At 64.4% G+C, this 8036-nt stretch carries 6 protein-coding genes; 4 read left to right on the forward strand and 2 right to left on the reverse strand.

Annotated features, from left to right (window positions below; all coding sequences use genetic code 11):
• Window positions 1–175: 175 nt before the first annotated feature.
• Window positions 176–2290 (forward strand): PAS-domain containing protein, encoded by a 2115-nt coding sequence (locus tag GPA21_RS06820; RefSeq protein ID WP_281355918.1) that lies wholly within the window; start codon window positions 176–178, stop codon window positions 2288–2290.
• Window positions 2274–2981 (forward strand): response regulator transcription factor, encoded by a 708-nt coding sequence (locus tag GPA21_RS06825; protein WP_422614189.1) that lies wholly within the window; start codon window positions 2274–2276, stop codon window positions 2979–2981. The genes GPA21_RS06820 and GPA21_RS06825 overlap by 17 nt, the downstream gene beginning before the upstream one ends.
• Window positions 2982–3054: 73 nt before the next feature.
• Here the strand turns inward: GPA21_RS06825 and GPA21_RS06830 are convergent, their stop codons facing one another.
• On the reverse strand, window positions 3055–3552 hold the full coding sequence (locus GPA21_RS06830; protein ID WP_168987466.1) for a fasciclin domain-containing protein: 498 nt from the start codon (window positions 3550–3552) through the stop codon (window positions 3055–3057).
• Between the two features lie 371 nt (window positions 3553–3923).
• Between GPA21_RS06830 and GPA21_RS06835 the strand changes: the two genes are divergently transcribed.
• Window positions 3924–5087 carry a CaiB/BaiF CoA transferase family protein gene (locus GPA21_RS06835; protein WP_168987467.1) on the forward strand — a complete coding sequence of 388 codons (1164 nt, stop codon included), beginning with the start codon at window positions 3924–3926 and terminating at the stop codon, window positions 5085–5087.
• 88 nt (window positions 5088–5175) lie between these two features.
• Window positions 5176–7077 (forward strand): GGDEF domain-containing response regulator, encoded by a 1902-nt coding sequence (locus tag GPA21_RS06840; RefSeq protein ID WP_339379847.1) that lies wholly within the window; start codon window positions 5176–5178, stop codon window positions 7075–7077.
• Here GPA21_RS06840 and GPA21_RS06845 read toward each other — a convergent pair.
• Window positions 7074–8036, reverse strand: a 963-nt coding sequence (locus GPA21_RS06845; RefSeq protein ID WP_168987468.1) for an MFS transporter, incomplete at its 5' end; no start/stop codon positions are given. The genes GPA21_RS06840 and GPA21_RS06845 overlap by 4 nt on opposite strands.

The following is an 8036-nucleotide window of genomic DNA, read 5'->3' on the forward strand; positions in this document are numbered from 1 at the left end:
ATGCGGGGGTAGCCGGCGAGCTTGACGAAAGAGCTTGTCGAGAATTGCGCCGAAATGTACGGAATCTTGTCGAAACGCAGGTGACGGGCGGCACCCGTGCTGCGGTGCGCGGTAGAATCTGGACTGGTAAGCGGGCTGCGCCCGGTTTGCGCCCCTTGAGCCCACTTTCCCCGGCATGAATCCGCAGACTTCGATCCCATTCCTCGCGCTCCCAGCAGTGGGCACACCGGTGCCCGCCGAGGCGTATCGCACCATGGTTGGCGCCGCACTCGATCTTTTCGACCAGGGCGTTACCGTGTTCGACCAGGACTTCCGGCTGGTTGCCTGGAATGTCCGTTTCGCCGACATGCTGGACTTTCCCGACACGCTGTTGCGCCCAGGCACGCCGTATGAAGATTTCGTGCGTTTCAATGTGCGGCGGGGCGAGTATGGCAAGGACGACGAGGGCGATCTGGAAACCATCGTCGCGGCGCGCATGGCCGCGGCGCGACGTCTGGAGCCGCACCATACGCGCTGGGTCCGACCGACCGGACGTGTGCTCGAGCTTCGTGGCCAGCCACTTCCAGGCGGCAGCGGGTTCGTCACCTTCTATGCCGATATCACCGACCAGCAGCATCGACAGGATCGTATCGAGCGTGACAAGGCTGAGCTCGAAGCGCATATCCAGCGCCGCACTGCGGAGCTCACGCGGGCGAACGCGGAGCTCACCGCGGCGATCGAGAGAAACCGTGAGATCACGATCGCGCTGCGCTACAGCGAAGGCCGGCTGCGGCAGATCACCGATACGATTCCGGCTCACATCGCCTATTTCGATCAAGCCTGGGCCTACCGATACGCAAACCGGCGTTACGCCGAGTGGTTCGGCTGGACTGCCGAAACCATTGCGGACCAGGCGATCCCGACCGTGATCGGGGGGCGCCTATTCGAGCAGATCGCCGAGCATGTGCGCCGCGCGCTTGGCGGCGAGGAGGTCAGTTACGAGTATTCGATTACCGGCCCGGACGGCACCGAACGCTATGCGCGCAGTACCCTGCTGCCCGACTTCAGCCCCTCGGGCCAGGTGTTGGGCTGCTTCGTGCACGCGGTGGACATCACCGAACAGCGCCGTACGCAGAGTGTGCTGGCGCAGGCGCAGAAGATGGAAGCCATCGGCGAGTTGACAGGTGGCCTGGCGCACGATTTCAACAACATGTTGACGGTGGTCACCGGCAACCTGGCCGAACTGCGCGAGGCGCGCACCGATGATCCCGTGATCCATGAATACCTCACGCCGGCGCTTCATGCGGCTGACCGCAGCGCGGGGCTTATCAAGCGGCTGCTTGCCTTCGCGCGTCAGCAGCCGCTTTCACCTCGACCGGTCGCGCTCGACGAATTGATCGAGAGCTTGAACCGCTTGCTGAGCAGATCGGTGCCGGAGAACATTCGAATCGAGTCGCTGACTGCCCATCCGGTGCCGGTGGCGTTGGCCGATCCGCATCAGCTCGAGAGTGCGCTGCTGAATCTGGCGTTGAACGCAAAGGATGCGATGCCGCACGGTGGATTGATGCGAATCGAGGCGACGGTGACCGAGCTCGCACGCAGCGAGGCCGAAGCGATGGAGCTGCCGCCCGGCCCCTATGTGCAGATCGCCGTCAGCGACAATGGCGAGGGAATGGACGGCAGCACGCTCGCCCGGGTCTTCGAACCGTTCTTCACCACCAAGAAGGCGTCACGCGGCAGTGGTCTGGGAATGGCCATGGTGTATGGCTTCGTCAAGCAGTCCGGCGGTGGCGTGCGTATTCGCAGCCGTCAGGCGGTCGGCACGACGGTGGCCTTGTTGTTGCCGTGTGCCGACCCGGCTGACGTGCGCGCGCACGAAAACCCGATTCCTGGCGGAGACCCCGCCGACTGGCTTCGCAATCGCCTGGTGTTGCTCGTCGAGGACGACCCGGAAGTGCGTCGTGTGGTACGCAAGCAGCTTGCCGCACTGGAATGCGCAGTACTCGAAGCACACAGCGGGGAGGATGCCGCCGACATGCTGGAGACGATTCCGGCGATCTCGCTGGTGGTCAGTGATGTGGTCATGCCTGGCAGCATGGATGGTCACGCGCTCGCCCGATTCGCGCGTGGCTTCAGGCCTGAGTTGCCGGTGGTGCTGATGAGCGGCTACACCGAGGCGGCCGGTTCGATTACCGGGGACCTCGCCTTGCCAATTCTGTCCAAGCCTTTCACGCGTGAGGCGCTGTATGCCGCACTTGGGCGTCTGGTGCCCTTCATGTCGGCGGGAGATGTCGATGCCGGCGCGCGCTGAACCGATCTACGTCGTCGAGGATGACGCGGAGGTCGCACGCCTCATCCTGACGACGCTGCGCAAGTACGATTTCGACGCCGAGTGTTTCTCCGCCGGGCAGGCTGCACTCGACCGCATTCGTCAGCGTCCGCCGCGGCTCTGTGTGCTCGATCTGGGTTTGCCGGACATGGACGGCTTCGAGCTTCTGCAGCAGATTCGTACCCGACATCGCTTTGGCCTGCTGATCCTCACCGGTCGCGGCGACACTTTCGACCGGGTGACCGGACTGGAACTCGGCGCGGATGACTACATGGTCAAACCCTTCGAGCCGCGTGAGCTGATCGCCCGCGTCCGCAGCATCCTGCGCCGTTACGGCGCCGAGACGATGCCACCGCAGGCCGCCCGGATAGCCGAGTTCGCGAGTTGGCGTTTCGATACCGCGACCCATGAGCTTGCCGCGCTCGACGGAAAACGCGAAACCCTGAGTCTGGCCGAGGCCACGCTGCTCAAGCGCTTTCTCGAACGCCCCAACCAGATCCTCTCGCGCGAGCAACTGCTCGATGGCCGCAGTCTCGATGCACTTGACCGCAGCATCGATCTGCGGGTGTCGCGGCTGCGCAAGCATCTCGAGGAAAACCCCCAGCAGGCGCGCCTCATTCGCACGGTCTACGGTGCGGGCTACCTCTTCTGTGCCGATGTCCATTGGACGTAAAAAAGGCCAGCCGCTCCAGCGGCTGGCCAGCAAGGGCCGGTTGGCAAACCGGCGAGGGAGGTATGGGCTGCTCTCAGGGCAGGATGACGGTGTCGATGACGTGGATCACGCCGTTGCTGGTCTCGACGTCGGTCGCAGCAATCCCGGCTTTGCGGTCACGGGCGTCGGTAATCGACAGTGACTCGTCGATCGTGAAGCTTCCGCCCTGAAGCGTGGGGATCGCGCTGCCGACCGGGACATCCGCTTTCATGACCTTGCCCTCGACCACGTGGTACAGCAGTACCTGGGTGAGCAGCTCGGTGTCGGCGAGGAGCGCTTCCTTGGTCACGCCCAGCTCTTCGAGCAGTTTGGCGAATGCGTCATTGGTGGGGGCGAATACCGTGAGCGGGCCTTCGCCGGACAGCGCACCGGCAAGATCGGCGGCGACGACCGCCTCGACGAGTATCGAGAACTGCTCGTTGGCCTGTGCGGTTTCGACAATGTTCTTGCCACCGTGGTTGTGGGCCATCGCAGGTGCGCCGGCGGCGAGAAGGGCGGTGGCAGCGAGCATCAGAAAAGTGCGACGAATCATGATGAACCTCCGAAAGTCTGTTTGGGGTTGGGGGTGTAAGTTCTTATTGTCAGTTTGTCTAGGACAAAACAGACAAGCGTATGAGAGACGTCGCCGAGAAAAGTTCGCGGAATTTTTTCTGAGGCTCGAATTATCGGCTTCGCTGCAGTTATCGTTTTGCTAAGGTGTGACGAAACCAGTGGTCTGTCGGGCTTGAGCGATCGTCGCGAGTCAGGTGGGAAAGCGAAGCCGGATTCGTTCGTTTTCGAGGTGCATAGTGGTTCCATGCTGCGAAAAACGGGCGAATATGGGCCGCGCTCATCCCACTGGCGCAGCAGATCAGTCTCAAGTCCGACAGGCTGCCAGGCAGCGCGATGAAAGGAGATCGAGCAATGCACGACAGGAGTGGTGGCAACGGGCCTCTGGCCGGGGTGCGGGTTGTGGAGTTCGCCGGGCTCGGACCGGCGCCGATGGCGGCGATGATGTTGGCCGACATGGGTGCGGAGGTGGTCCGCATCGAGCGCAAGCGCCCGGCTGGTGCTGAAGGCGGGTTCGAGATCTTCGATCCGGCCGTCGATATTCTCAACCGCAGCCGGCGGGTCGTGTCCCTGGATCTCAAGAAGCCCGAGGGTTTCGAGGCAGCGCGTCGTTTGGTGGCCGCAGCGGACATGCTCGTGGAGGGCTTTCGCCCCGGCGTGCTGGAGCGGCTTGGACTCGGGCCGGATGTGCTGCACGAGGTGAATCCGGCGCTGGTGGTCGGGCGGATGACGGGCTGGGGCCAGTCCGGGCCAATGGCACACAGTGCGGGCCACGATATCAACTACCTGTCTCTGTCGGGCGCGCTTCATGCCATCGGCGAGCCTGATGGCAAACCCGTGGTGCCGCTCAATCTTGTCGCCGACGGTGGCGGTGCGCTGATGCTGGTTGCCGGCATGCTCGCCGCACTCGTCGAGGCGCGCACTTCCGGTCGCGGGCAGGTCGTCGATGCGGCGATGACGGATTGCTCGGCGCTGCTCGCCAGCATGATCTACACGCTGAAGCACATGGGCGAGTGGCAGCAGGAACGTGGTAGCAATCTTCTGGACGGTGGCGCGCATTTCTACGGCACCTACCGTTGTGCGGACGACAAGCATCTCGCCATCGGACCCATCGAGCCACCCTTTTACCGGCGTTTTCTGGAGCTTGCGGGCATCGACGATCCGCTGTTCGAGCGCCAGTTCGATCGCGCATGCTGGCCGGAATTGCGGCGACGGCTCGAAGAGCACCTGGCGACGAGGCGCCGTGACGACTGGTGTGCGGTATTCGCCGGCAGTGATGCCTGTGTGTCGCCGGTGCTCGATATGGACGAGGCGCCCATGCACCCGCACAACCAGGCGCGCGGGACCTTCGTAGAGGTTGACGGCGTGGTGCAACCGGCGCCGGCACCGCGTTTCAGTCGTAGCGGCAACCGCGCCCCGACGCCCCCCCGGCCGGGCGCGAGCGGCGAGGACGTGCTCGTGGACTGGGGGTTCGGGCCCGAGGTCATCGACAGTCTGCGCAGGGCGGGTGCGATTTGAATCCGGTCTTGCCGTCCAACCCGGCTCGCGACGATCGCTCAATCCCCACAGGCTGCTAGAATGCTTCATTTTGCAGCGGGTTGCGCAAGTGTCCCTCGAAAAACTCCGCATCAGTGGTCGTCTGCCCAGCCCGAAAGGCGTCGCGCTGGCGGTCATGGAACTGTGCCGCAGTGACGACACAACGATGGACGACCTGGCCGAGGTCGTGCAGCGCGATCCCGCCCTATGCGGCCGTCTGCTGAATCTGGCGAACTCGGCTGCGATGGGCGTGCGCCCGGTCGTGGCGGTGCAGGAGGCGGTGCTGCGGCTTGGCATGCGGGCGGTGCGCAATCTTGCAACCGGCTTCGCCCTTATCGATCAGTATTCAGAAGGCGCCTGCGAGCGCTTCGACTACCAGCAATTCTGGTCGCACTCGCTGCTGATGGCGCTGGCCATGCGCGAGCTTGCGGTTCGAACCCGGGCAGCGGTGCCGGACGAGTTGTTCGCCTGCGGCCTGATGGCGCGCATCGGCAGGCTGGCGCTGGCCACCGCCTATCCCAGAGAGTATTCGGAGCTCATCGCCCAAGCGCCCGAGTCGGACCGAGCGCTGGTTGAACTGGAGCGCGGCGCCCTGGATCTCGATCACAACCAGTGCTCCCGTGAGATTCTGACCAGCTTCGGACTGCCGCAGGCTCTGGTCGAGCCGGTCTTCTATCACGAGGCGCCGGAGGAGGCCGGATTCTCGGATGGCTCTCGCCCGCATCAACTCACGCACCTGCTTTACTTCGGACGTCGCATCGCCGACCTGAGCTGCGGCGGGGAGCGCTTGCGCAGTGACACCATTGCAGAACTGCTGCGCCTTGCCGGACGCATCGGGCTCGATGGCGACGCCCTCGGTTCGATGATCGACGAGATCATGCAGCGGTGGCGCGAGTGGGGCAAACTGCTCGAGGTGCCGGCGGGCGATTTGCCGACGTTTGCGGACATGGCGCAGGCGCCCGCCCCGCGCGAGGATGAGCGTGCTTCCGGAGCGCCGTTGCTCAGAGTGCTGCTCGTCGAGGACGAGCCCTTGACGCGGCAGATGCTCGTCAGTGCGCTCGAGCGCATCGGTGGTCACAAGGTGTTCGTCGCCACGAATGGCAAGGAAGGTCTCGCGCTCGCGCTCGAAACCATGCCGCACATCGTCATTACCGACTGGCGCATGCCAGTGATGGACGGGCTCGAGTTCTGCCGAGCGTTGCGCGAGACGCATTGGGGGCAGTCGATGTACGTCATCATGCTGACCGCAGTCGACGCCGAGGACGAAGTCGTGCACGCCTTCGAAGCGGGCGTGGACGACTACATACTCAAACCCGTCAGTGCGCGTGCGCTGCAGGCGAGGATGCGGGCGGCTCAGCACTACGTGTGTCTGCTGCAGTCCTGGGAGCGCGATCGCGAGCAGCTCAAGCAGGCCGCAGCCGATCTGGCGCTCAGCAACCGCAAGCTGGAGCATTACGCGCACACTGACATGCTCACCGGTCTGCCGAATCGCCGCGCTGCGATGGAAAGTCTGGAGCAGGCCTGGAACGGCGCCGAGCGGTCTGGCGAGCCGATGGCGGTGATGATGCTCGACATCGATGCGTTCAAGAGTTTCAACGACACCTATGGGCATGCCGTCGGGGACCGGATGCTTGCCGAGGTCGGCCGGCTGTTGCGAGAGATCTCGCGCAAGGACGACCGCGTCTGCCGGTTCGGCGGCGAGGAGTTCATCGTGGTTTGTCGCAACACCGGCATGCAGGCCGCGCGGGATTTTGCCGAACGCCTGCGCAACGTGGTAGCCGGCCTGAGGCTGGTACATGGCGACGAGCATGTGCAGACCACGGTCAGCATCGGTCTGGCGTGCAAGGAACCCGAAATGGGGAGCTACGACGTCATGGTCAATGCGGCCGACAAGGCCTTGTATGCGGCCAAGAACGGCGGGCGTAACCGGCTCTGCTGCTATGATCGCGGGCGCATCCGCACAGTCGGTTAGCCCGTCGTTCTTTCGTGTGTCGCCGACGATCTCAGCCACAGGGCGATAACCAGAGCCAGCCCGAGACACGACCCGACGGCGAGGGTCAGGCCGGGCCAGCCGCTGCGGTCCCAGGCGATGCCGGTCAGACTGCCGACGAGGCTGCTGCCAAGGTAGTAGCTGCTGAGATAGAGCGCCGACGCGAGGGCGCGTCGCTCCCGCGCCAGTTGCCCAACCCAGCCGATGGCGGTGCTGTGGGCGCCGAAATAACCGAAGGTGAAGACGGCGACGCCGGCGATGAGTAGCGGCAGGCTGTTGGACAGCGTCGTCGCCAGACCAAGACCGGCGAGCGTCATCATCACCCAGACGACGTTGTTGCGGCCATAGCGATCCGACAGTCGACCTGCCCATGCCGACGACGCGCTGCCCATCAGGTAGAGCAGGAAGACCGCGCCCAACAGACTCTGTGGTAAAGAGAAAGGCGGCGCCTGCAGGCGGAAACCGAGGTAATTGTAGACGCCGAAGAAAGCGCCCATGAGCAGAAAGCCGCAGGTGAAAAGCGCAACAAGGCGTGGGTTGGCGTAGATCGTTCGGATGTCGGCCAGCACCGCGCGCGGCGTGATCGTGCGGGGCTGGAAGCGCCGTGACTCGGGAAGCATGCGCCAGAATGCGATTGCCGCGATCAAGCCGAGCCCGCCCAGCGTGATCATCGCAATGCGCCACGAGCCGACATCCGCGAGCAGGCCACTGAATACCCGCCCGCTCATGCCGCCGAGTGCATTGCCGGCGATGTAAAGGCCCATCACCCGGCCCTGAGCGTGCGGCGCGACCTCGTCGCCGAGATAGGCCATCGCTGCCGCCGGCAAGCCCGCCAGGGCAGCGCCGAGCAAGGCGCGCAGCACGACCATCTGCGAGAAGTCGTCCACCGCAGCGCTGGCCAGCGCGATCAGCGCGGCGATTGCCAGCGACCACTTCATGAG

This window comes from Azoarcus taiwanensis (assembly GCF_012910885.1).
Classification (GTDB): domain Bacteria; phylum Pseudomonadota; class Gammaproteobacteria; order Burkholderiales; family Rhodocyclaceae; genus Azoarcus_F; species Azoarcus_F taiwanensis.